The organism is Aeromonas sp. EU05-FHT14A05, assembly GCF_058791175.1.
Genome location: NZ_JBYTDH010000002.1, coordinates 69630 through 95868 on the forward strand (window position 1 = coordinate 69630; position 26239 = coordinate 95868).

Annotated in this window: 24 protein-coding genes; 13 read left to right on the forward strand and 11 right to left on the reverse strand. The window is 63.9% G+C overall.

Annotation, left to right across the window (positions count from 1 at the left end):
- Window positions 1–20 precede the first annotated feature (20 nt).
- The gene (locus AC3WR3_RS03595) at window positions 21–917 is read left to right on the forward strand and encodes a histone deacetylase family protein (protein WP_492291193.1); all 897 of its coding nucleotides are present in this window, start codon (window positions 21–23) and stop codon (window positions 915–917) included.
- Window positions 918–1076: 159 nt separating this feature from the next.
- Here AC3WR3_RS03595 and AC3WR3_RS03600 read toward each other — a convergent pair whose 3' ends face one another.
- Both AC3WR3_RS03600 and ylqF read right to left on the reverse strand, forming a co-directional pair.
- Window positions 1077–2225 carry an MFS transporter gene (locus tag AC3WR3_RS03600; protein ID WP_492291194.1) on the reverse strand — a complete coding sequence of 383 codons (1149 nt, stop codon included), beginning with the start codon at window positions 2223–2225 and terminating at the stop codon, window positions 1077–1079.
- Between the two features lie 375 nt (window positions 2226–2600).
- Complete coding sequence (ylqF, locus tag AC3WR3_RS03605) at window positions 2601–3551, reverse strand: ribosome biogenesis GTPase YlqF (RefSeq protein ID WP_139437034.1); 951 nt, start codon at window positions 3549–3551, stop codon at window positions 2601–2603.
- Window positions 3552–3877: 326 nt separating this feature from the next.
- On the opposite strand from ylqF, the gene AC3WR3_RS03610 reads away from it, so the two are divergent.
- From AC3WR3_RS03610 to AC3WR3_RS03645, 8 genes are all read left to right on the forward strand, one after another.
- Window positions 3878–5269, forward strand: a complete 1392-nt coding sequence (locus tag AC3WR3_RS03610; RefSeq protein WP_492291195.1) for an alkaline phosphatase — start codon at window positions 3878–3880, stop codon at window positions 5267–5269.
- Between the two features lie 23 nt (window positions 5270–5292).
- On the forward strand, window positions 5293–6660 hold the full coding sequence (locus tag AC3WR3_RS03615; protein ID WP_454009953.1) for an alkaline phosphatase: 1368 nt from the start codon (window positions 5293–5295) through the stop codon (window positions 6658–6660).
- A 49-nt stretch (window positions 6661–6709) separates the two neighbouring features.
- Entirely contained in the window at window positions 6710–7393 is a 684-nt protein-coding gene (locus tag AC3WR3_RS03620) for a hypothetical protein (protein ID WP_492291196.1), read from the forward strand.
- An 82-nt stretch (window positions 7394–7475) separates the two neighbouring features.
- Window positions 7476–8210, forward strand: a complete 735-nt coding sequence (locus tag AC3WR3_RS03625; RefSeq protein WP_492291197.1) for a substrate-binding periplasmic protein — start codon at window positions 7476–7478, stop codon at window positions 8208–8210.
- Window positions 8211–8437: 227 nt separating this feature from the next.
- Window positions 8438–8833, forward strand: a complete 396-nt coding sequence (gene rnk, locus AC3WR3_RS03630) for a nucleoside diphosphate kinase regulator (RefSeq protein WP_025327497.1) — start codon at window positions 8438–8440, stop codon at window positions 8831–8833.
- 211 nt (window positions 8834–9044) lie between these two features.
- Window positions 9045–9635 (forward strand): response regulator transcription factor UhpA, encoded by a 591-nt coding sequence (gene uhpA, locus AC3WR3_RS03635; RefSeq protein WP_139437025.1) that lies wholly within the window; start codon window positions 9045–9047, stop codon window positions 9633–9635.
- Complete coding sequence (uhpB, locus tag AC3WR3_RS03640) at window positions 9632–11149, forward strand: signal transduction histidine-protein kinase/phosphatase UhpB (RefSeq protein ID WP_492291198.1); 1518 nt, start codon at window positions 9632–9634, stop codon at window positions 11147–11149. The genes uhpA and uhpB overlap by 4 nt, the downstream gene beginning before the upstream one ends.
- Window positions 11150–11176: 27 nt before the next feature.
- Window positions 11177–12511 carry an MFS transporter gene (locus tag AC3WR3_RS03645; protein ID WP_492291199.1) on the forward strand — a complete coding sequence of 445 codons (1335 nt, stop codon included), beginning with the start codon at window positions 11177–11179 and terminating at the stop codon, window positions 12509–12511.
- Window positions 12512–12521: 10 nt separating this feature from the next.
- Here AC3WR3_RS03645 and AC3WR3_RS03650 read toward each other — a convergent pair whose 3' ends face one another.
- On the reverse strand, window positions 12522–13649 hold the full coding sequence (locus tag AC3WR3_RS03650) for a GGDEF domain-containing protein (RefSeq protein ID WP_492291200.1): 1128 nt from the start codon (window positions 13647–13649) through the stop codon (window positions 12522–12524).
- A 486-nt stretch (window positions 13650–14135) separates the two neighbouring features.
- On the opposite strand from AC3WR3_RS03650, the gene AC3WR3_RS03655 reads away from it, so the two are divergent.
- The 4 genes from AC3WR3_RS03655 to AC3WR3_RS03670 all read left to right on the forward strand — a co-directional run bounded on the left by AC3WR3_RS03655 (window position 14136) and on the right by AC3WR3_RS03670 (window position 17746).
- Window positions 14136–14936 (forward strand): transporter substrate-binding domain-containing protein, encoded by an 801-nt coding sequence (locus tag AC3WR3_RS03655; protein WP_162519227.1) that lies wholly within the window; start codon window positions 14136–14138, stop codon window positions 14934–14936.
- A gap of 96 nt (window positions 14937–15032) precedes the next feature.
- Complete coding sequence (locus tag AC3WR3_RS03660; protein WP_492291201.1) at window positions 15033–15992, forward strand: amino acid ABC transporter permease; 960 nt, start codon at window positions 15033–15035, stop codon at window positions 15990–15992.
- Window positions 15976–16719 carry an amino acid ABC transporter ATP-binding protein gene (locus AC3WR3_RS03665; RefSeq protein WP_139437013.1) on the forward strand — a complete coding sequence of 248 codons (744 nt, stop codon included), beginning with the start codon at window positions 15976–15978 and terminating at the stop codon, window positions 16717–16719. The genes AC3WR3_RS03660 and AC3WR3_RS03665 overlap by 17 nt, the downstream gene beginning before the upstream one ends.
- Window positions 16720–16906: 187 nt before the next feature.
- A complete protein-coding gene (locus AC3WR3_RS03670; protein WP_492291202.1) occupies window positions 16907–17746 on the forward strand; it encodes a sterol desaturase family protein in 840 nt (279 codons plus the stop codon).
- A gap of 65 nt (window positions 17747–17811) precedes the next feature.
- Here AC3WR3_RS03670 and AC3WR3_RS03675 read toward each other — a convergent pair whose 3' ends face one another.
- The 8 genes from AC3WR3_RS03675 to pstA all read right to left on the reverse strand — a co-directional run bounded on the left by AC3WR3_RS03675 (window position 17812) and on the right by pstA (window position 26218).
- Complete coding sequence (locus tag AC3WR3_RS03675; protein ID WP_492291203.1) at window positions 17812–19212, reverse strand: basic amino acid/polyamine antiporter; 1401 nt, start codon at window positions 19210–19212, stop codon at window positions 17812–17814.
- Window positions 19213–19221: 9 nt separating this feature from the next.
- Complete coding sequence (locus tag AC3WR3_RS03680) at window positions 19222–20124, reverse strand: homocysteine S-methyltransferase family protein (protein ID WP_492291204.1); 903 nt, start codon at window positions 20122–20124, stop codon at window positions 19222–19224.
- Between the two features lie 274 nt (window positions 20125–20398).
- Window positions 20399–20941: a hypothetical protein gene (locus AC3WR3_RS03685; protein ID WP_162627170.1), complete on the reverse strand. Its 543-nt coding sequence runs from the start codon at window positions 20939–20941 to the stop codon at window positions 20399–20401.
- Between the two features lie 19 nt (window positions 20942–20960).
- Window positions 20961–21116 carry a hypothetical protein gene (locus AC3WR3_RS03690; RefSeq protein WP_202046222.1) on the reverse strand — a complete coding sequence of 52 codons (156 nt, stop codon included), beginning with the start codon at window positions 21114–21116 and terminating at the stop codon, window positions 20961–20963.
- Window positions 21113–22435: a polyamine export protein PaeA gene (gene paeA, locus AC3WR3_RS03695; RefSeq protein WP_492291205.1), complete on the reverse strand. Its 1323-nt coding sequence runs from the start codon at window positions 22433–22435 to the stop codon at window positions 21113–21115. The genes AC3WR3_RS03690 and paeA overlap by 4 nt, the downstream gene beginning before the upstream one ends.
- A gap of 192 nt (window positions 22436–22627) precedes the next feature.
- The gene (phoU, locus tag AC3WR3_RS03700) at window positions 22628–23338 is read right to left on the reverse strand and encodes a phosphate signaling complex protein PhoU (protein WP_025327511.1); all 711 of its coding nucleotides are present in this window, start codon (window positions 23336–23338) and stop codon (window positions 22628–22630) included.
- A gap of 191 nt (window positions 23339–23529) precedes the next feature.
- Window positions 23530–24348 carry a phosphate ABC transporter ATP-binding protein PstB gene (pstB, locus tag AC3WR3_RS03705; protein WP_005328825.1) on the reverse strand — a complete coding sequence of 273 codons (819 nt, stop codon included), beginning with the start codon at window positions 24346–24348 and terminating at the stop codon, window positions 23530–23532.
- Between the two features lie 220 nt (window positions 24349–24568).
- On the reverse strand, window positions 24569–26218 hold the full coding sequence (gene pstA, locus AC3WR3_RS03710; protein ID WP_265436889.1) for a phosphate ABC transporter permease PstA: 1650 nt from the start codon (window positions 26216–26218) through the stop codon (window positions 24569–24571).
- Window positions 26219–26239: the final 21 nt, after the last annotated feature.

Here is a 26239-nt window from a genome sequence, read left to right on the forward strand (position 1 = left end):
ATCAGTTCGGGCCTATTGCCATGTCCCTGCGCATCTTCTACCACCCCTATTACTCCTCCCTGACACTGCCCGAGCGGCACCGCTTTCCCCTGGCCAAGTACCAGGCGCTCTACCAGCACCTGGCAGCACTGGGCTATCCGCTGGCAGAGGCCGCGCCCGCCACGCCTGAGCAGATCAAAAGAGTGCACGACGCCGGCTATGTGGAAGCGGCCCTTGCCGGCACCCTGGATGACGGCGCCATCCGCCGGCTCGGCTTTCCCTGGTCACCCATGCTGATGGAGCGCACCCTGCGCTCGGTCGGGGCCACCCTGGCCGCCAGCCGCCACGCCCTCGAGCAGGGTTGCGGCCTGCAGATCTCCGGCGGCTATCATCACGCCCACAGGGACTTTGGCAGCGGCTTCTGCCTGTTCAACGATCTGGTGATCGCAGCCCGGGCCTGCCTCGACGAGGAGCGCTGCGAGCAGGTGCTCATCGTGGATCTCGATGTCCACCAAGGGGATGGCAGCGCCGCCCTGTGCACGGGGAGCCGGGAGATCATCACCCTCTCCCTGCATGGGGAGCACAACTTCCCCCACCACAAGCCCGCCTCCCATCTGGACTTTGCCCTGCCAAGCGGCATGAAGGACGACGCCTACCTCGAGACCCTGAGCCAGGCGCTCTCTCTGGCACTGCGCCTCTACCGTCCCGATCTCATCCTCTATCAGGCCGGGGTCGACGTGCACCAGGCCGACGAGCTCGGCTACCTCTCCCTGAGCGACGCCGGGGTGCGTCAGCGGGACGCCATGGTGTTTGACTGTGCACTAAGTCACGGCCTGCCCATCGCCGCCGTACCGGGAGGCGGTTACCGGCGCGACTGGCGGCAGCTGATCCCGCTGCACCTCTCCCTGTTTGAAGAGGCGAAAAAACGCCATGGCTAGCGCCCCTTTCTCCCTCCCCAGCCCCTGATAACAACAAGGCGGCCCCGGGGCCGCCTCTTCTTGTATCGGGCACAGCTGCCTTTTGCTGCCCCTGTCACCAGAGACAGCACAGGGCATCATGCCTGGCTCGCGGCGCCTCTTTCCATCAGACACTCGCCATCAGGCATGGGCCACCGGCGTCGGATGCTCACCCATGGGGCGCAGCAGCATCAGAAGATAGATGAAGGAGACGCTGGCGATCATGATAAACAGCAGCTTATCCGAGTAGTGCTGCATCAAGAGCGCGGTATAGGCCGGGCCGAGCAGGCTGCCTATGGTGTAGCTCAGCAGCAGCGCCTGATTCATCGCCACCAGCTGATGCTGCTCGACCCTCTCGCAGGCCCAGGCCATGGCCACCGGATAGAGGGTAAAACCGGCGGCGCCCAGGATGAAGAGCGCCGGCCCCATCGCCAGGTTGCCGAGCATCGCCAAGGCGCCCAGGATGACCACCAGCACCTGCAGCCGCAGTACCGGCAAGCGACCGAACCTGTCTGCCAGACGGCCGGCAGGCCACTGCCCCAGGATGCCGGCGCTCACCATCACCGCCATCCAGTAACCGATACCGGCATCACTCACCCCCTGATGGTTCAGGTAGAGCGGCATCAGGCCATAGAGCGACCCCAACACGATGCCGGAGATGATGCAGCCATTGACCCCGAGGCGCGCCTGACACAGGCGCAGCATGGGCCACACCCGGGTTGCCCCCTGCGGCTCCCCCTGCTCGCTGACAATGCGGGTAAACAGCAGCGGCAGGATAGCGGCCAGTACCAGGCCAGTCACCCAGGGCAGCACGTCCATCAGCGCGGTCGGCAGCGTGCTGACCAGCAGTTGCCCGAGCACAGTCCCCAGGTAATAGACCATCATGTAGGCGGCGAGCAGGCGCCCCCGGTTGCGTGCGTTGCCGCTGCACATCAGCGCACTCTCCACCACCACCCAGATCATGGCGCAGCCGATGCCGGCGATGAAGCGCCAGGTGAGCCAGCTCCAGAACCCCAGGGTGACTCCTAAGCCCACACAGGCGGCGGCAAAGATCAGGGATGCCAGGTAGTAGCTGCGGTTGAACCCGGCGCGTTTGATCAGCGCCCCCGCCAGCAGGGTCCCCAACAGGTTGCCGCAAAAATAGGCGGAGCCGACCATGCCCACCTGCCAGGTCGGCAGCTGGTCATGGGCGAGCCAGAGCGGCACCAGGGTATTCAACACTGCGATGGCCAAGGTCAACAGCAGCAGTCCACAGAGCAATAACAGCACTGGCCGGGAGTATGTGGTCATGGATAAAACCGTGGGGAGAGTCAAAATGCGAGCGCATCATGCCACCGCCAAAGCCATTGTCAATCGGCGCTGAACGCACCGCAGCCAGGTTTGCTTCGCACAGGCCTTGTGCCCTGGTGCTGCCCCCTGCAACCCCTGCCCGGCAGCAGGATGAATCCACTGACCAAACGGGCCTTGGACTGCAAGGGATAGGGCCGGATGGGGATCTTCATCCCTCTGCTAGCGGCGGCATCAAGGCGAAGCGGGGCTGCTCCCTTGCGCTATGGGCGCGCATCGTTTCGGCTACTTTTTCCTTGCCTCGTCCCTGACCATAAAGGCCATAACAGAAGAGGCGACCCCGGGGTCGCCTCTTCATTATTCCTGCCACAATAGCGGTTATTTCTGACGCTTTCTGGCGTACTTGCGACGGGCCCGCGCCTGGCGCTCCTCTTCCCGCTCCGCCTTCTCCTTGGCCTTCTGCTCCGCCTCCTCGGCCGCCAGCACGATCTCGGCGCTCACCATCTCCGGGGTCTCCAGGGAGATGCGCCCCAGCATGCCTGAGCGGAACTCGTTGACCAGGATCTCGGAGGCCTTGTGCAGATCCGCCAGGCCGCCCTTGCGCATGAAGGCGCGCTGGCGGGCGATGAGCTCCAGCAGCTCGATCTCGGTCTCGGGCAGATCGCTAATCTGGTAGCGCGCCTTGATCCGCTCCGGGTAGGCCTTGATGAAGTAATCGGCGGCGAACATGGCGATGTCGGCGTAGTCGAAGACGGTGTCCTTGATGGCCGCTGTGATGGCCAGCCGGTAGCCGCAGGAGGGCGGGTTGAGCTTGGGCCAGAGGAACCCCGGGGTATCGGTCAGGATGACGTTGTTGTCCAGCTTGATCCGCTGCTGGGACTTGGTCACCCCCGCCTCGTTGCCGGTCCGGGCTATGATGCGCCCCGCCAGGGTGTTGATCAGGGTGGACTTGCCCACGTTGGGGATGCCCATGATCATGGCCCGCACCCCGCGCAGGTCGAAGTTGCGCTCCGGCAGCATCTCGTGGCACAGGGTCAGCAGCGCCTTGATCTTCTCCGGCTCCTGCTGGGTCAGGGGCAACGCCTTGATCCCCTTCTCTTGTTCCATGTGCGCCACCCATAGCTCGGTGATCGCCGGATCGGCGAGATCCGCCTTGTTCAGCACCTTGATGACGGGAGTATCCCCACGCAGCTCGGGCACCAGGGGGTTCTCGCTGGAGAAGGGGATGCGGGCATCGAGCATCTCGATGATGACATCGACCTGGGGCATGACCTCGGCAATTTCTTTGCGGGCCTTGTGCATGTGGCCGGGGAACCAGTTGATGGACATATCCGTTACTCTCTCATTGGGGATGCGGGCTCCCGCCGGGGGCTGCGGGCGCCTGGTGATGCGCCAGACCGCTGGCACTCATCGCAAGGGGGCGCATTTTACCTGCTGCGGCCCCGATTTGACAGGCCATTATGGCAACGGGCGTACGCGGCAGCGGCGCCGGTGCCACCACGACCGCCTGGGGCCAAAGGCCAGACAGTAATCAATAACTCATTGATACAACATAACATTCATCTGGCACCTTCACCGTATTGTCATCCAGACTCACTAAAAGTGTCATCTGCCCCCTCTAGGCTGCGCTCAGGTTTTACAAGGAGCGAACCCCAATGAGAAACATGGCAGGACTTGCAGTGATGATAGGCGCCACCCTGGTCGCCGGCTGCAACTCCAACAACGACAGCAGCACCCCGGAGCCCAGCGCCAAAAACGTCATCTTCTTCCTCGGCGACGGCATGGGTCTCAACACCCTGACCGCCGCCCGCATCTACGGCGTGGGGGAAGAGGGCAGCCTCACCATAGACAGCCTGCCGGAAACGGCCTTCATCAAGACCTTCTCCCACGACGCCCAGGTCACCGACTCGGCCCCCTCCATGGCGGCCTACATGACGGGGGTCAAGAGCAACAACGGCGTCATCAGCATGGACAGCGACGCCACCTATGAGAGCGACTGCAGCAAGAGCGCCGGCAAGCCGGTCACCACCCTGCTGGAGCTGGCCAAGGCCGACGGCCGCGGCACCGGCGTGGTCACCAGCACCCGGGTGACCCACGCCACCCCGGCTGCCACCTATGCCCACATCTGCAACCGGGATCTGGAGGCGGACATCGCCGCCCAGCTGGTACCGGGCGGCGCTGGCTACAACACGGCCCTGAAAGAGGGGCTGGACGTGGTGCTCGGTGGCGGCAGCAGCTTCTTCCTGCCAAAAGCCGACAAGGGCAAGCGGGAGGATGGCCGCAACCTCATCGACGAGATGCAGGCCAAGGGCTACCAGTTTGCCAGCACCCTGGACGAGCTGAACCAGGCCGAGGCGGGCAAGCCGCTGCTGGGGCTGTTTGGCTCAAGCCACATGAAATATGACCTCGACAGGCCCGCCAGCGAGCCGTCGCTGGCCCAGATGACCCTGGCCGCCATCAAGCAGCTCAAGGACAAGGAGAAGGGCTACTTCCTGATGGTGGAGGGGGGCCGCATCGATCACGCCCTGCACGACACCAACGCCAAGCGCGCCCTGCAGGACACCCTGGCCTTCGACGACGCCATCAAGGCCACCCTGGAGGAGGTGAAGAAAACCGACCCCGAGCTGAAAAACACCCTGATCGTGGTCACCGCCGACCATGACCACACCCTGGTGCTGAACGGCTACGCCAAGCGCACCGGCAAGACCACGGCTGGCAACCCCGGGGTGCTCGGGTTGGTGAAGAACTACGAGACCGGCGAGCCGAGCAAGGACAGCGATGGCATGCCCTACACCATCATCGGCTTTGGCAACGGCTACAACCGGGTGGATGGCCCGCGCAGCAGCGTGGCGCCGCTCGACGATGCCACCGTCTCCGCCGACGACTATCACCAGGAGGTGGTGGTCAAGGTGGGCGAGATAGGCAACGAGACCCACGGCGGCACCGACGTCTTCCTCGGTGCCATAGGCCAGGGAGCTGACAGCTTCCACGGCTCACTCGATAACACCGCCGTGTTCGGCAAGGTCAAGGCTGCGGCCAAGCTGTGAGGATCATTCCCGTGAGAAAAACCATGAACAAGACCCTGGTCTGCACCGCCCTGTTCGCCGCCCTCGGCGGCCTCTCCCAGGCGCACGCCGCCGACGCCAAGAACGTCATCCTCTTTATCGGCGACGGCATGGGCCCCACAGTGCTCACCGCCACCCGCCTCTTCAAGGTGGGGGAAGAGGGAGATCTCGAGATGATGAAGCTGCCCCGCAGCGCCCGCATCAAGACCTTCTCCCACGACGCCCAGACCACGGACTCGGCCCCCTCCATGGCGGCTTACACCACCGGGGTCAAGATGAACAACGAGGTGATCGCCATGAGCAGCGACACCAGGGCCGTGGCGCCGTCCAAGGATGCCAACGGCAACAAGGGCATCAACAACTGCACCGGCGACAACGGCACCCCGGTGCCGACCATACTCGAGCTGGCCAAGGCGGCGGGCAAGTCGGTGGGGGCCGTCACCACCACCGAGCTGACCCATGCCACCCCGGCGGCCACCTACTCCCACATCTGCCACCGGGATGCGGCCTACGCCATCGCCGAGCAGGCGGTACCGGGCGGCGCCGGCTTCAACGCCGCGCTCGGGGACGGAGTGGACGTGCTGATGGGGGGCGGTGCCAATCACTGGACCCCCTACAGCGCCAGCAACAAGGGGGGCCGGGCCGATGGCCGGGATCTCACCGCCGAGCTCGGTGCCCAGGGCTATCAGTACGTCACCACCCAGAGCGATCTCGCCAGGATAGAGAGCGGCAAGGTGCTGGGTCTGTTCAGTGCCAAGTCCCACCTCGACTACGAGCTGGACCGCGTCGCCAAGGGAGCGGCCAACACCCAGCCGTCCCTCTCCGAGATGACCGCCAAGGCGATCGATCTCTTGAGCCAGAACAGCCAGGGTTACTTCCTGATGGTGGAAGGGGGTCGCATCGACCACGCCCTGCACGCCACCAATGCCAAACGGTCGCTGACCGATGCGGTGGCGCTGGACGAGGCGGTCAAGACGGCGCTGGGCAAGGTGGACTTGACCGACACCCTGATCGTGGTCACCGCCGATCACGACCACACCATGACCATCAACGGCTACTCCGCCAAGGGCAACCCTGTGCTGGATCTGGTGAAAAATGGCGACGGCTCGACCCAGAACGACGTGGATGGCAAGCCCTTCACTACCCTGGTGTTCGGCAACGGTCCGAACCGCGCGGACCAGCGCCCCACCCTCACCAGCAACGAGGTGATGGGGGACGACTACCTGCAGGAGACCGGGGTCAAGCTGGGTTCGGAGACCCACGGCGGCGGTGATGTGATGCTGTTCGCGGGCGGCGCCGGCAGCGGCCGCTTCAAGGGCACGCTGGACAACACCCTGGTGTTTGGCAAGCTCAGGGAGGCGCTCGGCCTGTAAGAAAGCGGGCCCGGTGTCACGCCGGGCCCCTTCTTTCGAGCGATCACCCATGATGCGACTGTTACTTCCGTTATGGCTTCTGGGTAGCAGCCTCTGCTTCCCCCTGCTGGCCGACGAGGCGCCCGATCTGGCCGCCCGCATCCGCTATCAGGACAGGATCACCAGCAGCGACGGCATAGCCCGGGAGAACCACTGGCAGGAGAAATGGATCCGGGTCGGTAACCAGGTGTGGAGCCAGCGGCTCATCCCCCTGCCGCTCGCCCGCGCCTACCACGCCAGCCACGATGCCACCCCGGGCCACAAGCACTTCACCCACCAGATGGCGGCCCGCTGGGTCAGCCGCAGTGATGAGGGGGAGCTGCAACTGCGCTACGCCGACGCCTGGCACAACCAGCTGGTGGAGGTGCCGCCGGAGGAGTATGGCCAGGTGGCCTTCACCCCCCACTGGGACAAGCTTCGCCACCTGGTGGATCCGGCCTTGCTGCAGGGCATGACCCCCCTCGACGACGCGGCCCCCGAGCAGGCCCGCTGGTACGAAAAACGCGAGGGCAGGCAGCGCACCCGCATCCTCTGGTCGAGCCAATGGCAGTTGCCCCTGGTGGTGGAGTCCGCGAGCCTGGACGGCTATCGCAGCTACCGGATGGAGGTGACCCTCAAACCCCTGCCAAGGCAGTTGCCCTGGCAGCAGCTGGGCGGCTACCAGACCCTGGATCTACGGGACTTCTTCGACTGACGGCCCGCTCCCCCCGATGGGTTGGCTGACTTGGGGTAACGGGATGTTACACTCTGTGTACTCATCCCTGACCCGGTCTCCTATGCGCCTTCCCCTACTGCTTCTATTCTGCTGCGCCCTCCTCTTCCCGGGCCCCGGCGCCCACGCCGTGGTGGTCCTGGCCGCAGACGTTCCCCCCTATGTCATTCGCTCCCAGCAGGGGGCCCCGAGCGGCATGGCCATCGAGGTGCTGGAGGAGGCGGCCCGCCGCCTCGGGGAGCCCCTGGAGATAGAGCTGATGCCGCTGGCCCGCGCCCTCAGCCAGACCCGCCACCGGGCGGACGTCCTGCTGCTGCCACCGGCCCGAAATCCCCAGCGCGAACCCCTGTTCCTCTGGATTGCCCCCCTGCTGGAGGAGGCCTTCGTGCTGGTCAGCCACCGTCAGCACCACCCGGCCCCCCTCTCGGCCAAGGCACTGACCGGCCTGACCCTGGGGGCGATGCGTGGCTCTCATGGTCAGAGCCTGATCCAGCCCCTGAAGGGAGTAACCCGGGAGCTGGTCACCGAAGAGGTCAACAATGCCAGCAAGCTGGCGCTGGGCCGCATCCAGGGCTGGGCCGTGGCCTGGAACACGGCCCGCTACAACCAGCAGCGGGCCGGCTTGCCCCTGGAGGATCTGGTGCGCGGCGACACCCTGCAAGAGAGCGCCCTCTATCTGGCCGCCAGCCCGCGGTTTCCTGCGGCCGAGGCGCTGCGCTGGCGCAAGGCGATCGAGGGGATGCGCGAGGATGGCAGCCTGGCGCACATCCTCAAGCAGTACGATTATCAGGCGCCCTGACCCCCGGCCGGGCATTTGCCAAAGCCATTCAGAATGGTTATGGTATCCCCATGAAAGCGCTCATGATTTTTTCCAGTCTGCTCACACCCCGTTGAGCCCCCGCCCTCGCCCCTGACAGCGAGTCGCTCGGGGGCATCGCGCTTGCGATCTATTCTCACAATCCGAACCCTTTTTCGACCAGCTTGTCCGTCATCCTGGTCCTTTCAGCCATTGATAAGGAATACCCAATGCAACAGCCTCATCTCGTCATCTCCAACCTGGATCTGGATCGCATCGAGCAACTGCTCGGCAACCACCCGCAACACCTGGCCCTGCAGGAGGAGCTGAACCGCGCCGAGATCCGCGACCCCGCCGACATGCCGCCGGACGTGGTCACCATGAACAGCACGGTGCGCTTCAAGATGCAGAACAGCGGCAACGACTTCTGCCTGACCCTGGTCTACCCGAAGGACGTGCAGGGGGACGAGTCGAAGATCTCCGTGCTGGCACCGGTCGGCAGCGCCCTGCTTGGATTGAAGGTGGGTGACAGCATCGCCTGGCCGGGCCCGGCCGGGCGCACCATACAGGTGGAGATCCTGGAGGTGGTCTATCAGCCGGAGCGCGCGGGCGAGCTGCACCGCTGACATTGCCGGGCACGCTCTGCCGCCCCGGCGAGCAGGGCGTGCCTCTCCTTAATAATGCAGCCCTGAATCCCGCACTCGGGTGAAGCACCCATCACCGCGTCTCCAGCCCCGGGGCTCTCCTCCCCCTTGAGCCTCCCCTTGAGCAAGAAGGCGAGCGGGAGTATCTTGTTGGCCGCGCCAGCGCCCTGGCCGCAGATTTCAGGCTGACATCATGATAAAAATTGCCCTCATCGACGATCACCAGATAGTCCGCTCCGGCTTTGCCCAGTTGCTCAATCTCGAACCCGATCTGCGGGTCGTCGCCGAATTTGGCAGCGCCGCCGACGCCCTCGCCGGCTTGCCGGGCAGTGGCGTCCAGCTGTGCGTGTGCGACATATCCATGCCGGATCAATCCGGGCTGGACCTGCTCAGGCAACTGCCCGCCGGCCTCGCCGTGGTGATGCTGTCGGTACACGACAGCCCTGCCCTCATCGAGCAGGCCCTGCAGGCTGGCGCCAAGGGGTTTCTCTCCAAGCGCTGCAGCCCGGAGGAGCTGATCGCCGCGGTGCGCACCGCCGCCCAGGGAGGCTGTTACCTCACCCCTGACATAGCCCACAAGCTCGCCAGCAGCCACAGGGATCCCCTCACCAACCGGGAGCGGGAGGTAGCCCAGCTGCTGGCCGGCGGCATGGAGGTGAAGGCCATCGCCGAGCGCCTCGGCCTCTCCCCCAAGACGGTGCACGTGCACCGCGCCAACCTGATGGACAAGCTCAACGTCAACAACAACGTGGAGCTGGCCCACCGCATGCTGGACAGCTGGTGATCCCCCGCCTTGCCAGCTATGTCGCCATCGCCCTGGCGGCCAGCTTCATCTTCGCCGCCGGCTGGTTCTGCCTCTGGAGCATAGGGCTGCACCTGGTGGAGAGCCCGGTGCTGGCGGTGCTGCTGTTCCCCTTCGGATTGCGTCTGGGCCTGCTGCTGCAGAGCCCCCTCTCCTACTGGCCGCCCCTGCTGCTGTGCGAGGCCCTGCTGCTGCACTGGCTCGATGGGGAGGTGGGCATGCCCCTGTGGCCCCTCATCCTGGCCGGCAGCCTGCTCACCCTGCTGCCGCTGCTCATCGCCCGCCGCCAGCGCATTCGTGACGACTGGCAGCAACTGCTGGTGCTGCTCGCCACCGTCACCGTGGCGGCGGCCCTGCAATCCCTGCTCTGGCATCTGGCGGGGGAAGATGGCCTCACCGCCCTGCTGCTCACCCTGACCGGCGGCCTCACCCTCACCTCCACCTGCATGTTGATCTGGCACTATCTGACCCGCGCCACCTGGGTGCCGCTCGGTCCTGCCCTCATCGATCAGCCGGTGGACTGGCGCTTTCGCCACCTCATCTGGTACCTGCTGCTGTTCGTGCTGAGCCTGGGGCTGCAGCTCGGCCTGCCGGACTCCCTGGTGCGTTTCACCCCCTTCTGCCTCGCCATTCCCATCATGGCCATGGCCTGGCGCTACGGCTGGCAGGGGGCCCTGCTCGCCACCCTGATGAATACGGTGGCCCTGATGGCGGGCCAGGCCTGGCACGAACATCCCCTGGATCTGCTGCTCTCCCTGCTGGCCCAGAGCCTGACCGGCCTGCTGCTGGGGGCCGGCATCCAGCGCCAGCGCGAGCTCAATCAGGCGCTGACCCGCCAGCTCGCCCACAACCGCCAGCTCACCGAGCGGCTGCTGGAGACCGAGGAGAGCATCCGCAAGGAGGTGGCCAGGGAGCTGCACGACGACATAGGCCAGACCATCACCGCCATCCGCACCCAGGCGGGCATAGTGCGCCGCCTCGCGCCGGACAACACCCATGTCGGCCAGAGCAGCGCCCTCATTGAGACCCTGTCGCTCGGGATCTACGATGCGGTGCGCGGCCTGCTCGGTCGCCTGCGCCCGCGCCAGCTCGACGACATGAGCCTGGAGCAGGCGGTGCGCGGCCTGCTGCGGGAGCTGGAGCTGGAGCGGCGCGGCATCGTCACCCGGCTGGAGTGGGGGCTCGCGGATGAGGCGCTCTCGGATGCCCAGCGAGTCACCCTGTTTAGGGTCTGTCAGGAGGGGCTCAACAACGTGGTCAAACACGCCAATGCCAGCGCTGTCACCATACTGGCCCGCCAGCAGGCCGATCGGGTGCTGCTGCAACTGGACGACGACGGCTGCGGCCTGCCCGAGCAGACGCCCCAGGGCTATGGCCTGCTCGGCATTCGCGAGCGGGTGCAGGCGCTGGGGGGCACACTGCGCCTCTCCTGCGCCCAGGGGACCCAGCTGACTGTCAACCTCCCCAGCCGCAAACGGGAGGAGTCCCATGACTGATCCAGGATCCAGAAGGCAGGACACCCCATGCTGAGCTTTATGAAGAGCCGCCCGGCGGCCCCTCTGGTGCGGGATCAGGCCGAGATCGATGCCAGCTATCGCCATTGGCGCCTCCACATACTGCTGACCATGTACCTGGGCTATGCGGTCTTCTACTTCACCCGCAAGAGCTTCAACTTCGCCATGCCGGACATGCTGGCGAGCGGCATCCTGGACAAGGCCGACATCGGCATGATGTGGACCCTGTTCTACCTCACCTATGGCTGCTCCAAGTTCGTCTCCGGCATCATCAGCGATAGAGCCAACCCCCGTTACTTCATGGGGCTGGGGCTGATGGCGACCGGGGTCATCAACATACTGTTCGGCCTCTCGTCGGCCCTCTGGATGTTCGTGGCACTCTGGATTGCCAACGCCTTCTTCCAGGGCTGGGGCTGGCCCCCCTGCTCCAAGCTGCTCACCAGCTGGTATTCCCGCACCGAGCGCGGCTTCTGGTGGTCGGCCTGGAACACGGCACACAACGTGGGCGGGGCCCTGATCCCCCTCATCGTCAGCACCATAGCCCTGCAGCACGGCTGGCGCTACGGCATGATAGTGCCCGGCCTCATCGCCATACTGGCCGGGCTGCTGCTGTGCTGGCGACTGCGGGACACCCCGAGCACCCTGGGGCTGCCCACGGTCGGGCAGTGGCGCCAGGACGCCCTGGAGATGGCCCAGCAGACCCAGGATGTCGGCCTGGATCCGCGCCAGATCCTGCGCAAATACGTGCTCGGCAACCCCTACATCTGGCTGCTGGCCTGCTGCTACGTGCTGGTCTACGTGGTGCGCACCGCCATCAACGACTGGGGCAACCTCTACATGACGGAGCAGCGCGGCTTCAACCTGATGAGCGCCAACTCGGCCATCTCCATGTTCGAGGTGGGGGGCTTTATCGGCGCCCTGGTGGCGGGCTGGGGCTCGGACAAGCTGTTCAACGGCAACCGGGGGCCCATGAACCTCATCTTCGCCATGGGAATACTGCTCTCGGTAGGGTCACTCTGGCTGATGCCCTTCTTCAGCTACGTGATGCAGGCAGCCTGCTTCTTCACCATCGGCTTCTTCGTGTTCGGTCCCCAGATGCTGATCGGCATGGCGGCCGCCGAGTGCTCCCACAAGGATTGCGCCGGGGCCGCCACCGGCTTCGTCGGGCTCTTTGCCTACATGGGGGCGGCGCTGTCGGGGTATCCGCTGGCCAAGGTGATGGAGATCTGGCACTGGAACGGCTTCTTCGTGGTCATCTCGGTGGCGGCAGGGGTCTCGGCCCTGTTGCTGCTCCCCTTCCTGAAAGCCCAGGCGCCGCGGACCCTCGCAGCCGAACCGGGCTGACCATCACGGCTCAGGCTGGCAGGCAGACCCGGTTCTTGCCGCTGCGCTTGGCCTGATAGAGGGCACGATCCGCCTGCCCGAACAGGGTATCGAGATGCCAGCCCCTGGCGTAAGGCACCAGCCCCAGACTGGCGGTGACCTGGATGCCGTCCAGGGGCAGCGTCGCTATGCCCTGACGGATCTGATCGCAACGGGCCTGCTGAGCCAGAGCATCCCCCTCGGGCAGCAGCAGCACGAACTCCTCGCCGCCGAAGCGGCTGGCCACCAGATCCCCCTGGCCGGCCAGATAGGCGCCCACCGCCGCCAGCACCCTGTCCCCCGCCTCGTGGCCGTGGCGATCGTTGATCTGCTTGAAGTCATCGAGATCCAGCACCACCAGCGCTCCCTCCTTCGGCGCCTGCGTGCAGCGCTCCATAAAGCCACGTCGGTTGAGCAGCCCCGTCAGGGGATCCTGACTCGCCTGCCGGCGCAAAGCCAGGGCCCGGTACTGGGTACAGAGCAGCAGCACCCCGAAGGTGGAGAGGTAGTTGCCCATCAACATGGAGAGGAAGGGCAGCACATTGACCACGTGCTGATCCATCAGCACCCGCACTTCGCCGCTGAGCAGGGCCCCCATGCGCACCAGGTTGAAACCATAGAGCAGGATATTGACCACGGTAAACACCAGCACGGCCGGCAGGTAGGCCGGATAGCCATGACGCCAGATGAGCAGCACCACCACTGCCCCCAACACCATGTAGCTCAGGCAGGCCAGCAGCACCCGGGGCGCCATCTCGTCGTTGAACAGCACGCTCCAGCAGAGGATCAGCAGGTAGACCAGCATGAAGAGCGAGAAGGCCCGCCAGTTCGGCGGCTCGCCGAAGAAGCGTTGCAGGGCCAGCGGCATCAGCGCTATGCAGAGGGTGATGAGCAGATTGGCCAGCCAGATCCCCGCAATGTGGGGGGCGAACGCCTGCATAAAGAACAGCGACTGGGCCGCCAGGGCACAGAGGCTGGACCACCACCAGAGCCCGAGCCCGGGGATCTCCCTGTGGGTCGACCAGATGATGGAGAGGGTGATGAATCCCAGGCTGTAACCCCCGAGGGCCATGAGCATCAGCGTGAAAACATCCAGATTGAGCAGAATTGAGGTGTCCATTCCCGAGCCTTCCAATGGGGATGGCTGAGTATATGGGAAGCCCATGACAAGACACAGAGGGAGCCTTCTGGCGCAATGAAATATTTTCAGGACACCCGCCTAGCCCCCTGGCACCCAGCCAGCTGGCCCGATGTCTGGCGCTCAAGGTTCGTTCGGCCCCAGATCCCCCACCGACCACACAGCAAAATGCCTGCCAACTATTTTTGCACTTGAACCCGCGCCCTTAGATAGATATGTTGTTTTCATGTGGTTTTATGAGCCGTGCCGCGAGGAAAAAACGCCACTAACCTATTGAGTCGTCTGACACAATCGGATTTTGGTACATTTTTCACTCACCGGATGGAGAATAGAATCTCATATGGGGCTTTTGCCTCAATCAAGACAATAATCCTGTCTTGCCTGCTGCCGGATGCAGCAGTCTCTTGTGCCACGGAGTCGCACGGAGCAGGTTCAAGGCCGAACACACTTACGACAGAGACGTCACTTATGATCAAAAAACTCATTCTCTCTACCCTGCTGCTGTGCGGGCTCGCCAATGCTGCCACCAGCGCAGCCCCCAGCTCCACCCTGGACGCCGTGCTGGAGCGCGGTGTGCTGCGGGTCGGCTTCGACGCCGGCTATCAACCCTTCGAGATGACCAACAAGCAGGGCCAGTACATCGGCTTCGACGTGGATCTGGCCAAGATGGTCGCCAAGGAGATGGGCGTGAAGGTGGAGTTCGTCAACACCGCCTGGGACGGCATCATCCCGGCCCTGCTGACCGACAAGTTCGACGTCATCATGGGCGGCATGACGGTCACCCCCCAGCGCAACCTGCGCGTCAACTTTGCCGATCCCTACATAGTCGTGGGCCAGACCATAGTCCTTCGCAAGGACAAGGCGGGGGAGATCAAGTCCTTCCAGGACCTCAACGATCCCAAGTACAAGATCGCGGTCAAGCTCGGCACCACGGGCGAGCAGGCGGTCAAGCGCATGATCCCCAAGGCTACCCTGCTGCAGTTTGAAACCCAGGACGACGCCAAGCTGGAAGTGATCAACGGCAAGGTGGATGCCTTCGTCTACGACCTGCCCTACAACGCCATCTTCGCCTCCCAGAACACCGGCGCCGTGGTGCACCTGGACAAGCCCTTCACCTTCGAGCCGCTGGCCTGGGCCATCCGCAAGGGGGATCAGGACACCCTCAACTGGTTCAACAACTACCTGCGCCAGATCAAGGGCGACGGCAGCTACGACCGTCTCTACAAGAAGTGGTTTGAATCCAACGCCTGGCTCAACCAGCTCAAATAACCTCTCAAGGGGCGGCTCGCCGCCCCTTCACGCAGACCCCACACAATAACGACAAGAGAGGTTGTGACAGTGATCAACCCCAAAATCACAAGACAGATGGAAAAACAGCCCAACCTGCTGCTCTGGCACGGCGTCTTCCTGCTGATGGTGCTGGCCGCCATCTTTGGCATCTACAAGGCCGTGCAGGCGGTGGATTACACCTGGCGCTGGGAACGCATTCCCCAGTACATCGCCTATCAGGCCGAACAAAAACAGTACGCAGAATTTGACGGCACAGTGGTGACCGGCACCACAGCCGCAGAGAAGGGGCAGCTCTTCCTGCAAGACGATCTCGACCCCAACCGTCGCCAGGCCATCGCCAGCACAGGCGCCCAGGTTGCCGCAGGGGATACCGTCTTCCTCGGTGACACCCTGGATGTGCAACTGAGCTGGACCGCCGGCCCCATCGCCTGGGGCGTCTGGGTCACGGTCAAGCTCTCCCTGGTGGCTGGCGTCTTCGCCATCCTGCTGGGCACCCTGGCCGGCCTCGCCCGCCTCTCACCCAATCCCGCCCTGCGCAACCTGGCGGTCACCTATGTGGAGCTCATTCGCGGCACCCCGCTGCTGGTGCAGATCTTTATCGTCTATTTCTTCATCGGCACAGTGCTCAACCTCGACAGATTCACCGCCGGGGTGGCGGCGCTGGCCGTCTTCACCGGCGCCTATGTGGCCGAAATCGTGCGCGCCGGCATCAGCTCCATCCACAAGGGGCAGATGGAGGCGGGCCGCAGCCTGGGCCTCACCTCGGCCCAGACCATGCGCTACGTGATCCTGCCCCAGGCGTTCAAGCGGGTCTTGCCGCCGCTGGCGGGCCAGTTCATCAACCTCATCAAGGACTCCTCCTTGGTGTCGGTCATCTCCATCACGGATCTCACCAAGGCGGGACGGGAGGTGGTCAGCTCCACCTTCAGCCCGTTCGAGGTGTGGTTCACCGTGGCCCTGCTCTATCTGGTGCTGACTGGTACTCTCTCCTTCCTGGTACGCCGTCTGGAGGTGAAATATGCGAAAAGCAACTGATCCCATTATCAAAGCTCGCGGTGTAGAGAAGTTCTACGGTACCGAGGTGCACGCCCTCAAGAACGTCAGCACCCAGGTGGCCGAAGGGGAAGTGGTGGTGATAGTGGGCCCGAGCGGCTCTGGCAAATCCACCTTCCTGCGCACCCTCAACCAGCTCGAGACCATCAACGACGGCCATATCGAGGTCGATGGCATCAGCCTGACCGAGCCGGGCGACGTCAACAAGCTGCGGGAAGAGGTGGGCATGGTGTTCCAGTCCTTCAACCTCTTCCCCCACTTGAACGTGCTGGACAACATCAGCCTCGCCCCCCAGAAGGTGCGGGGGTTGTCCCGCCAGGACGCCGAGGAGCGGGCCAAGGCCCTGCTGCTGAAAGTGGGGCTGTCGAACAAGGCCCAGAGCTACCCGTCCCAGCTCTCCGGCGGCCAGCAGCAGCGGGTGGCCATCGCCCGGGCGCTCGCCATGCAGCCGCGCATCATGCTGTTTGACGAGCCCACCAGCGCCCTGGACCCCGAGATGGTGGGGGAGGTGCTGGACGTCATGAAGGGCCTGGCCAAAGAGGGCATGACCATGGTGGTGGTGACCCACGAGATGGGCTTTGCCCGGGAAGTGGCGGACAGGGTGCTCTTCATGGAGAGCGGCGAGCTGCTGGTGGATGAAAAGCCCAGCGACTTCTTCGACAATCCCCCCTCCCCGCGTCTGCGCCAGTTCCTGAGTCAGGTGCTGTAAACAGGAGCAGAAGAGGGAGCCCTGGGCTCCCTCTTCACTATTCTCACCCTCGCCACCTCCCCCTGCTCCTTCACTGAGCAGCAAGCCGTCATCTGGCTGCCCGTCGCGCGGACTTTGACAGGATGTTAATGAAATTTTAAATCCATTCGGTATGCTGGAACCCAACTGGTCCAACCGGATGGCTCACATGGATGTGCAACTGCTGCTGCTCTATCTCTCCCCTCTCTTTCTGGCCTTCGTCGGCTGGGAGATGCTCTATCTGCGCAAACACGGGGCGGCCTTTCCCACCGCCACCTACCAGTGGCGGGACCTGTTCGCCAATGCCGCCCTGGCCCTGATGCACCAGGGGGGCGATGCCCTGGCGGCCATCGCCATCGCCTACCTCTATGAGGGTCTGTGGGGCTGGCGACTGCTGGACATAGAGCTGAACCTCTGGAGCCTCTTGCTGCTGTTCCTGCTGCAGGATCTCTGCTACTGGCTGTTCCACTTCGCGAGCCACCACGTGCGCTGGCTCTGGGCCTCCCACGTGGTGCACCACAGCTCGGAGCGGCTCAACCTCTCCACCGCCTTTCGCCAGAGCCTGATGTATCCGGTCTCCGGCATGTGGCTGTTCTGGATCCCCATGATCCTCATCGGCTTCCCCCCCGAGGCGGTAGTCGCCACCGTGCTGCTCAGCCTGGGTTTTCAGTTCTTCGTCCACACCCAGGTGGTGGGCAAGCTCGGCTGGCTGGAGGCCATCTTCAACACCCCCTCCCACCACAGGGTGCACCACGCCAGCAACCCCAGATATATCGACCGCAACTTCGCCGGGGTGCTGATCATCTGGGACAGGCTGTTTGGCACCTTCGTGGAGGAAGACCCCGCCGAGCCCTGCCGCTTCGGCATCACCAAGCCCATCCACAGCTTCAACCCCCTCACCCTCACGTTCCACGAGTGGCGCGACATGGTGCAGGAGGCCCGAGGCCTGCCCTGGTCAGAGAAGCTAAAGGTGCTGTTTGGCAAACCGACCGGCCCCGCCAGCCACTAGGCACCGTGCCGCAGACAAAAAGAGAGCGCCCCTGGGCGCTCTCTTGCATTTGATCATCAGCTTGCTCAGACGTGGGCAAAGGACCAGATGGCGGGCACCAGGCTCACCAGGGTTATCCCGGCCAGCAGCCGCTCGCGCCCGCTGAGCCGCTGAGCCGCCCCGAGCTGGCGGCGGCTGTAGAGAAACAGCAGCAGACCCGGCCCGTAGAGCAGCAGGGAGAGCAGCAGGTACTCCACCCCGGCGGCGTAGAGCAGCCAGAGGCCGTAACCGCTCGACACCAGGGCCACCGCCCGCACCAAGCCATTGCCCTCTCCACTCAAGGAGAGCTTGAGCAGGAACAAGCCGATCAGCAGGTAGGGCACCAGTATCATGGAGGTGGAGATGAGCAGCAGGTTGGTGTACCCCTTGCCGAGCAGCCACACCAGCAGCAGACAGCCCTGCACCGTCAGGCTGGTGAGCCACAACGACGCTATGGGGGTGCCGTTGCGGTTCTGACGCCGGAAGATAGCCGGGAAGGCGCCGTGACGCGCAGCGCTGAACGGCACCTCGGCCGAGAACAGGGTCCAGCTCACATAGGAGGCGAGCACCGAGACGATGAGACCGGCGCTGATGAGCACCTTGCCCCAGGAGCCCGTCATCTGGGCCATCAGTCCCGCCATGGAGGGGTTGGGCAGGGCCGCGAGCTCGGGGCGACTCAATATCCCCAGCGCCAGCACAGAGATGAGCACATAGAGCAGCAGCGCCAGCACCACGCCGAGCACTGTGGCCGTGCCCACGTCCCGCTTGTTTCTGGCCCGGGCCGAGAGCACCGCCGCCCCCTCGATGCCGGTGAAGACCCAGAGGGTGATGAGCATGGTGTTGCGCACCTGCTCGGAGACCGGCACCGCCAGGGTGCTGCCCTGCTGATCCGCCGCGAAGGTGACAGGATCGAACCAGTAGCAGGCGAACAGGATGAACAGCAGCAGCGGCAGGCTCTTGGCCAGGGTCGCCACCAGGTTGAACAGGGCCGCCTGCTGCACGCCGCGGGCCACCAGCAGGTGCACAGCCCAGAGGATGCAGGACTCGCCGATGAAGGCCGCCAGGGTGTTGCCGTCACCAAACCAGATCTGTTCCGGGGTATCGACGAAGCTGCCCAGCGCCGCGAAGGCGATGACCAGATAGACCACCACACCGATGGTGGCGCAGAGCCAATAGCCCCAGGCGGAGAAGAAGCCCACCAGATCGCCAAAGCCGGCGCGGGCATAGCTGTAGATGCCGCCGTCGAGATCGGGTCTCAGCCGCGACAGATAGAGGAAGCTCGCGGCGAGCGCCAGAATGCCCACCCCGGTCACCCCCCAGCCGATCAGCACGGCGCGGGCCCCGGCCACCTCGGCCATGTTCTGGGGCAGGCTGAAGATCCCCGCCCCCACCATGGAGCTGAACACCAGGGCGGTGAGGGACCAGAGCCCTATCTTGCTCTCTTTCATGGGCTCTCCTTAGCGCAGCCGGTTGGCCAGCGCCTCAATGTGTTCCGGGCCTATGCCGCAGCAGCCGCCGATGAGATTCGCCCCGGCACCGCGCCAGCGCTCGGCCCAGCCGAGGTAATCCAGCGGCCCCAGATCGGCACGGATCTCGTCCAGGCCGTCGTTGGCGGTGGCCTCCTTGGGCTGGGGCGGGAAGGCGTTGGCGTAGGCGCCGAGGCGAATGTCGCTGCGACCCAGAGTCTGCAAGCCGGCACTAGCCACCTTGAGCGCCCCCTCAATCACCTCGGGCTGGCAGCAGTTGAACAGGATGGCGTCCACCCCGGCCGACGCCAACGCGGTCACGGCATCGGCCACCCGCTCGCCGGAGCGCAGTCTGGGTTCGCTGCCCGGCGCCTCGTCCTCCAGGGTGAAGGAGACCCAGAACGGCTTACCATCGTCTGGCAGCAGGGCCTTGAGGGCCAGCGGCTCGGCAATGAGGCTCATGGTCTCCGCCAGCCAGAGATCCACCTGGGGGGAGAGCGCCCGAACAAGCGGGGTCGCCAGCTCGCTCACCCTGCCCGCGTCGAACAGGTCGGCGCGGTAGGAGCCAAAGAGCGGTGGCAGGGAACCGGCCACCAGCACGTCGCCCCCCTGGTCGTCGGCCACCTCGCGAGCCAGTTGCCCGGCCAGGGCCGCAAGCCGCTCGCCATCTGCGGCGAAGCGCTCGTCACCGATATGAAACGGCACCAGGGCATAGCTGTTGGTGGTGATGACCTGGGCCCCGCTCGCCACATAGGCCTGATGCACTTCGCGCACCGTCTCTGGCGCCTCCATCAGGGCCAGGGCCGACCACTCCGGCTGGCGAAACGGTGCGCCCCGCCGTGCCAGCTCGCGCCCCATGCCGCCATCCAGTACCCACAAGTCCTTTGTATCCATCTCTGTCTCTCTGCGTGTCCCCGTCATGACGGGTGTTTATTGTGTGGAACAACATTAAGCCATCAAAACATCTAGACGGCTATATGTCCTGTGCATCATGGCGCAAAGCAGAGAGAGAGGCAATCGGGAACGAGGAACAAATCCGGGCAAGCTCAGGATGATAGCGGCAAAGGAAGGCCCTCCGTCCTCGCCACCCTGGGGCCGGATCCATTGCCCTGAACGACAAGAGGCCACCCCGGGGGTGGCCTCTTGTGAAGCATGGATGGCTGGCGACTCAGCGCCCTGCCAGTACCCGCTTGGTCTGCTTGACCCAGTCGGAGACACGCCCCTGCTGGGGGAAGCCTTGCCAGATCTGCTCCCACTGAGCCGGACTCAGGGGGCGGCCCAACCTGCGCTGGACCCCGGCATAGAGGTAGTCGTGGGCCGTGGTACGGGCCTGGGCCGAGGTGAGGAACTTGGCCACAGGGTCGGTCAGGCGCACGTCCCGCATGCCGAGCAAGGGGTAATCGCTGTGCACCGCCGCCAGCATGGTTTCACGCATGGCAGATTCTATGTAGCCACGGGCGAACAGGGCGGTCACCGACTCCAGCGACCCCTGATCCGGACCATGGTACTCCTCATCGAACACCGGGCTCGGCTCTGCCACTGCACTCTGCACCACGGCATCGGGGTCCGGCTGCGGCGCTACCACGGCGGCCTTGGGGGCCACGGGCTTGGGAGCGGCGGCGGGTTTGCGGGGCGCACTCTGGCTGCAGGCCCCCAGCGCCAGGGCGAGAGCCACACAGCTCAACGCACGGGAATAAGACGGCATCTTCATGACTCCTTGGTAACTCCTTTCACGATTCCAGAGCGGGTTTGTCGATCACATTGGGTTCAATGCGGGTGACCAGCAGCTGATCGATCTTGTAGCTGTCGATGTCGACCACTTCGAACTTGTAGCCCGCGTATTTCACCGACACCAGGCGCGCTTGGGGAGCCTGGTATCCGATCACACAGCTGCGTCCGCAGGTTTGTCGGTCACCATGGGCTCGACCCGGGTGACCAGCAGCTGGTCGATCTTGTAGCTGTCGATGTCCACCACCTCGAACTTGTAGCCCGCGTATTTCACCGAGTCGGTACGCTTGGGGATCTTGCGCAGCATGAACATGATGAAACCGGCGATGGTCTCGTAGTTCTGCGCGTCCGGGAACTCCTCGATGTCGAAGGCCCGCATGACGTCGGAGATGGGGGTGACCCCGTCCACCAGCCAGGAGTTCTCGTCCCGCTGGACTATCTGCTCTTCCACCACGTGGGTGGCCCACTCCCCCATGACGGTGCTCATCAGGTCGTTCATGGTGACTATGCCCACCACCAGGGCGTACTCGTTCATCACCACGGCGAAGTCGCCCCTGTGGTTCTTGAAGTACTCCATCGCCTCGTAGAGGTTCAGGGTGTCGGGAATGATGATGACGCTCTGCACCAGGGAGCCGCTGTTGAGATCGATGCTCTGGCCGCTGATGACGCGGATCAGAAGCTCCTTGGCATCCACGAACCCCTTGATGCTGTCGAGGTTGTGGTCACAGACCAGAAACTTGTTGTGGGGGTGCTCGGCTATCTTGGCCTTGATGTTCTCCTCCCCCTCTTGCAGGGTGAAGTAGATGAGGCTTTCGCGGGCCGTCATGGCGGAGGTGACGCCGAGGGACTGCAGCTCGAACACGTTCTCGATGAGCTGGTGCTCTTCGCGCTGGATGACGCCGGCCTCGGCCCCCGCATCCATCACCGCGTAGATGTCGTCCGAGGTGATCTCGTCGTTGCGCACCATGGAGACCCGCAGCAGGCGGAACAGGGCGTTGGCCATGCCGTTGAAGAACCATACCAGCGGCATCAGCAGGGTCACGCACAGCAGCATGGGACGCACCACCACCACCGCAACCCGTTCCGGCATCGTCATGGCGAGGCGCTTGGGCATCAAGTCCGCTATCAGGATGAACATGCCGGTGACGAACACGAAGGAGGCGATCGAGCTTATCTGGGAGAGCCAGGGGCCCTGATAGAAGCCAGAGATAAGCTCCTTGATGGCGGGGTTCAGGGCGGATTCGCCCAGGATGCCGCCCAGGATGGCGACGGTGTTGAGGCCTATCTGCACCACGGTAAAGAAGTTACCCGGCTGGGCCTGCAGCGCCAGCACTTTTTCGGCATGGCGATTGCCCTCGTCGGCCATCACCTGCAACTTGATCTTGCGGGAGGCGGCGAGAGAGATCTCGGAGAGCGAGAAGAACACGCTGCCGGCGACCAGCAGCATTAAAAAGAACAAACTATCGGCAAAACTCATGATTAACCTATTGCGACAGCCGCCTTAGCACAAGACGGCAAACTGGGCCCGGGAAACCGGACCGTGACTCCATCCGGGACTCACACAGGGGCCATATTCTAGCAGAAAAGCGCCCCGTGGGGCGCGTTATCTTAAGCCGTCCCCCAATGCAATAAAAAAGGCGCTCAACGCGCCTTTTTATTCATCCTGGATTCAATGCTTGCCGAGCAGGTCGCTCAGTTCATCCGCCTTGGTGTGGCGCACGTCCTTGCCCTTGACGTAGTAGACGATGTATTCGCAGATGTGCTGGCAGCGATCGCCGACCCGCTCGATGGCCCGGGCCGCCCACAGCACGTTCAGTACCTGGGGTATGGTGCGGGGATCTTCCATCATGTAGGTCATCAGCTCGCGGATGATGGACTCGTACTCCCGGTCCACCTTGTCATCTTCCTTGTAGACGGCGATGGCCGCCTCCAGATCCATACGGGCGAAGGCGTCGAGCACGTCGTGCAGCATCTTGATGGTGCGACGGCCCATGTTCTCGAGGGACACCAACGGCGGCTGCGGCTTGTTGGCGTTGTCGGTCAGCATGCGGGCTATCTTGTCCGCCACGTCGCCGATGCGCTCCAGATCCGTGATGGTCTTGATGATGGCCATCACCAGGCGCAGGTCGGACGCGGTGGGCTGACGCTTGGCGATGATGCGGGTGCACTCCTCGTCGATGGCCACTTCCATGGCGTTGACCTTGTGGTCGTTGGCCACTATCTTGCGCGCCGCATCCAGATCCTGGATGTGGATGGCGGAGATGGCGTCGGTCAGCTGCTGCTCCACCAGACCGCCCATCACCAGCACCTGGTTGCGCACGTTCTCGAGCTCGGCATTGAACTGACCGGAGATGTGTTTATTGAGGTTCATATTGTCCATACGATTAATCCTTGTTGCTCCGAGTATGCCTTAGCCGTTGAACCGACCGGTAATCTGTTTATTGATGCTCATCTTGTTCATACCAATAACCCTTGTTGCACCAACCATGCCTTAGCCGTTGAACCGACCGGTAATCTGTTTATTGATGCTCATCTTGTTCATCTCAATAACCCCTGTTGCACCAACATGCCTTAGCCGTAACGACCGGTGATATAGTCCTCGGTCTTCTTCTTGGCCGGGGTGGTGAAGATGGTGTTGGTGTTCGAGTACTCGATAAGCTCGCCCATGTACATGAAGGCGGTCTGATCCGACACCCGCGCCGCCTGCTGCATGTTGTGGGTCACGATCACCACGGTGAACTGGCTCTTGAGCTCGTTGATCAGCTCCTCGATGGTGAGGGTGGAGATGGGGTCGAGCGCCGAGGTCGGTTCATCGAGCAGCAGCACTTCCGGCTCGATGGCGATGGCCCGGGCGATCACCAGACGCTGCTGCTGACCACCTGAGAGGCCGAAGGCGTTGTCGTGCAGGCGATCCTTCACCTCTTCCCACAGGGCAGCGCCGCGCAGTGAACGCTCGGCGGCCTCGTCCAGGGTGCGTCTGTCGTTGATGCCCTGCAGGCGCAGGCCATAGACCACGTTCTCGTAGATGGACTTGGGGAAGGGGTTGGGGCGCTGGAACACCATGCCCACCTGACGGCGCAGGGCGGAGACATCCACGCTCTTGTCGTAGATGTTGTGACCGTGCAGCTGGATCTCCCCCTCGATGCGGCAGATCTCCACCAGATCGTTCATCCGGTTGATGCAGCGCAGCAGGGTCGACTTGCCACAGCCGGACGGGCCGATGAAGGCCGTCACCTGCCCTTTCGGGATCTTCATGTTGACGTTGAACAGCGCCTGCTTGTTGCCGTAGTACAGGTTGAGATCCTTGACCTCAAGGGCGGTCTGCTCCGGGCTCAGGTTGAGCAGGTCCAGGGCGGTATGCTGGGTCGAAGTCGGTGTTACGTTGATCATCTGTTACCTCAAATTCTCTTTGTGGCGGCGGGCACTCTCGTTGCCCGCGGCCTGAACGCTTGGCTGGCAGGGAACCCTGTTCCCGGCCCGTCTCTGTGGTGGCTGGTCTATCAATGTTCCAGCGACCGGAATTTCTCGCGCGAGTGATTACGAATGCCTGTGATGTCGGTCAGGTTCATGCTGTTCATCCTTTGCCTCGACATCAGCCTGGGCAGCCGGATTAATGTTCCAAAGACCGGAATTTCTCGCGCAGGTGGTTACGAATGCCGATGGCCGTCAGGTTGAGGCCCACGATCACCGTCACCAGCAGGAAGGAGGTGGCGTAGACCAGGGGGCGCGCCGCCTCGACGTTCGGGCTCTGGAAGCCGACGTCATAGATGTGGAAGCCCAGGTGCATGAACTTGCGCTCCACGTGCAGGTACGGGAAGTTGCCATCCATCGGCAACGTGGGAGCAAGCTTCACCACCCCCACCAGCATCAGCGGTGCCACTTCACCGGCGGCCCGGGCGATCGCCAGGATGAGGCCGGTCATGATGGCCGGGCTCGCCATGGGCAGCACGATGCGCCACAGGGTCTCGGCCTGGGTGGCACCCAGTGCCAGGGAACCCTGGCGTATGGTGCTCGGGATCCGCGCCAGCCCCTCTTCGGTGGAGACGATCACCACCGGCAGGGTCAGGATGGCCAGGGTCAGCGCCGACCAGATGACGCCGGGTGAGCCAAAGGTCGGGCTCGGCAGCGCTTCCGGGTAGAACAGCTGGTCCAGGGAGCCACCGAGGGTGTAGACGAAGAAGCCCAGACCGAACACGCCGTAGACGATGGAGGGCACACCCGCCAGGTTGATCACCGCGATGCGGATGATCTTGGTCAGGCTGTTCTTGCCCGCGTACTCGTGCAGGTAGACGGCAGCCACCACCCCAAGGGGCGTCACTATGATGGCCATCAGCAACACCATGAAGACGGTGCCGAAGATGGCCGGGAAGACGCCGCCCTCGGTGTTGGCCTCACGGGGATCGTCGGAGACGAACTTGCCAATCTGGTGGAACCAGTGACCGACCTTGGCGGGCAGGCTCATGTCGTTGGGCCAGACCACGTCCAGCACCTTGGACATGGGCATGGTCACCTGCTCGCCACGCATGTCCTTGACCGTGATGGCGTCTCTGTCCGCCTGGGCACGCAGGGAGAAGAGCTCCTTCTCCAGCACCAGATAGCGATCGTTCAGGGCCTGGCGCTGCGCGGCGAGGTCCGCCTTGAGCGCGTCGGTCAGCTCCCCTTCCAGCTCCGCCTTGCGCTCTTTCAGGCGCAGTCGCTCCAGCTGGTAGTTGATGCCGCCGATGTCTCCCTTTTGCAGATCGTTGGCCTGCTCCGACAGGGCGTTGGCACGGGCCAGTACCCGTTGTAGGGCGGGATGCAGATCCGTGGTCAGCTCGCGGCCATCCTCCTTCACCGAGGTGATATAACCGTAGAAGTTGCCGTTGGTGGCACGCTCCACCATGGCGAGCTCGGCGGGCTGGGTGCGGGACTTGATGTCGGTCTCCAGCACCCAGCGGAAGTCGAGGTCGACGAACTCGCGGTTGCCGGTCTTGACCAGATAACGGGTCAGCAGCTCGCGCTCCTCCCCCTCCAGCGCCTGACCCGCGGCGCGCAGCCGCTCCACAGGTACCAGCTCGCGGTCGTTGATCTCGCCGATCAGCACGCTCTTGTTGCCCTGGGCGTCTTCAAGCTGCCACTCATAGATGGGGTGCGGCCAGAAGTAGACCAGACCACGCCAGCCGATCAGCAACAGCAGACCCAGTACGGCCACCAGACTCAGGCTGACGGCGCCCCCCGTCATCCAGATCCAGGGGGCCCCCGATTTAAACCACTTACCCATTATCGATTCCTTGTTCATATG

Bases quoted from the DNA above. Each gene is read 5' to 3' on its own strand.
- AC3WR3_RS03595 (WP_492291193.1), top strand. From the start codon at position 21: ATGTCCCTGCGCATCTTCTACCACCCCTATTACTCCTCCCTGACACTG.
- AC3WR3_RS03600 (WP_492291194.1), bottom strand. From the start codon at position 2,225: ATGACCACATACTCCCGGCCAGTGCTGTTATTGCTCTGTGGACTGCTG.
- ylqF (WP_139437034.1), bottom strand. From the start codon at position 3,551: ATGTCCATCAACTGGTTCCCCGGCCACATGCACAAGGCCCGCAAAGAA.
- AC3WR3_RS03610 (WP_492291195.1), top strand. From the start codon at position 3,878: ATGAGAAACATGGCAGGACTTGCAGTGATGATAGGCGCCACCCTGGTC.
- AC3WR3_RS03615 (WP_454009953.1), top strand. From the start codon at position 5,293: ATGAACAAGACCCTGGTCTGCACCGCCCTGTTCGCCGCCCTCGGCGGC.
- AC3WR3_RS03620 (WP_492291196.1), top strand. From the start codon at position 6,710: ATGATGCGACTGTTACTTCCGTTATGGCTTCTGGGTAGCAGCCTCTGC.
- AC3WR3_RS03625 (WP_492291197.1), top strand. From the start codon at position 7,476: ATGCGCCTTCCCCTACTGCTTCTATTCTGCTGCGCCCTCCTCTTCCCG.
- rnk (WP_025327497.1), top strand. From the start codon at position 8,438: ATGCAACAGCCTCATCTCGTCATCTCCAACCTGGATCTGGATCGCATC.
- uhpA (WP_139437025.1), top strand. From the start codon at position 9,045: ATGATAAAAATTGCCCTCATCGACGATCACCAGATAGTCCGCTCCGGC.
- AC3WR3_RS03645 (WP_492291199.1), top strand. From the start codon at position 11,177: ATGCTGAGCTTTATGAAGAGCCGCCCGGCGGCCCCTCTGGTGCGGGAT.
- AC3WR3_RS03650 (WP_492291200.1), bottom strand. From the start codon at position 13,649: ATGGACACCTCAATTCTGCTCAATCTGGATGTTTTCACGCTGATGCTC.
- AC3WR3_RS03655 (WP_162519227.1), top strand. From the start codon at position 14,136: ATGATCAAAAAACTCATTCTCTCTACCCTGCTGCTGTGCGGGCTCGCC.
- AC3WR3_RS03660 (WP_492291201.1), top strand. From the start codon at position 15,033: ATGGAAAAACAGCCCAACCTGCTGCTCTGGCACGGCGTCTTCCTGCTG.
- AC3WR3_RS03665 (WP_139437013.1), top strand. From the start codon at position 15,976: ATGCGAAAAGCAACTGATCCCATTATCAAAGCTCGCGGTGTAGAGAAG.
- AC3WR3_RS03670 (WP_492291202.1), top strand. From the start codon at position 16,907: ATGGATGTGCAACTGCTGCTGCTCTATCTCTCCCCTCTCTTTCTGGCC.
- AC3WR3_RS03675 (WP_492291203.1), bottom strand. From the start codon at position 19,212: ATGAAAGAGAGCAAGATAGGGCTCTGGTCCCTCACCGCCCTGGTGTTC.
- AC3WR3_RS03680 (WP_492291204.1), bottom strand. From the start codon at position 20,124: ATGGATACAAAGGACTTGTGGGTACTGGATGGCGGCATGGGGCGCGAG.
- AC3WR3_RS03685 (WP_162627170.1), bottom strand. From the start codon at position 20,941: ATGAAGATGCCGTCTTATTCCCGTGCGTTGAGCTGTGTGGCTCTCGCC.
- paeA (WP_492291205.1), bottom strand. From the start codon at position 22,435: ATGAGTTTTGCCGATAGTTTGTTCTTTTTAATGCTGCTGGTCGCCGGC.
- phoU (WP_025327511.1), bottom strand. From the start codon at position 23,338: ATGGACAATATGAACCTCAATAAACACATCTCCGGTCAGTTCAATGCC.
- pstB (WP_005328825.1), bottom strand. From the start codon at position 24,348: ATGATCAACGTAACACCGACTTCGACCCAGCATACCGCCCTGGACCTG.
- pstA (WP_265436889.1), bottom strand. From the start codon at position 26,218: ATGGGTAAGTGGTTTAAATCGGGGGCCCCCTGGATCTGGATGACGGGG.